Raw genomic sequence first — 592 nt, 5'->3', positions numbered from 1 at the left:
ACTTTCCCTAAAAGTGGAAGACCATTTACTAAGTCCTTCACAAATTGATCCAATCCATTAACAAGAGGGCTAAGAATTTCCGCATATGTTTTTTTCAAGTAATTCCCTAGACCTTCATCAAAATCGACTGTAATAGTACTACCGTTGTTTGAAATTACACCTGGAAGTGAGTCTGTATAAGTTCCTAGATGTTTTAGTCCTTCGATAGTTTGATTGATGTTAGTTGTTAAATTTGTAATCGCAGTTATAAGACCTTTAACAAGTCTACCGACAAGTGGAACATTACCAATTGGTGTTAAGATGCCGTTAACTGTATCTAATGTTTTTTGAAGACCAGTTAACGTAGTGTCCAATAATGGGACATCTGCGAGTTGTAAAGGTAATAGTTCGACACTGATATCAACTGTTGGGTTTGTAATATTCCCGCGAAGTTCTTCTGGAATTGTGAAAACAATTTTTTTATCATCTAAAGCGCCTACTTCAGCCAGTGCTCGGCCTGATAATGTTAAATCAAAATCGTATGATCCATCAGGTTTTTGTACTGGACGATCGTTAGACGTTGTTAATTTTGTATTTTGTAGAATCGTAATAT

Annotated in this window: 1 protein-coding gene; it reads right to left on the bottom strand. The window is 35.6% G+C overall.

All coding sequences use genetic code 11. The features are described 5' to 3' along the window. Positions 1–592 (bottom strand): adhesive domain-containing protein (locus COI75_RS26975; protein ID WP_218006719.1); only part of this gene is annotated, 592 nt, incomplete at both ends.

It is taken from the genome of Bacillus cereus (assembly GCF_002564555.1).
Classification (GTDB): domain Bacteria; phylum Bacillota; class Bacilli; order Bacillales; family Bacillaceae_G; genus Bacillus_A; species Bacillus_A cereus_K.
Note: the sequence above shows the minus strand (reverse complement) of the source record. Positions and strands in the feature narration are given on the sequence as shown.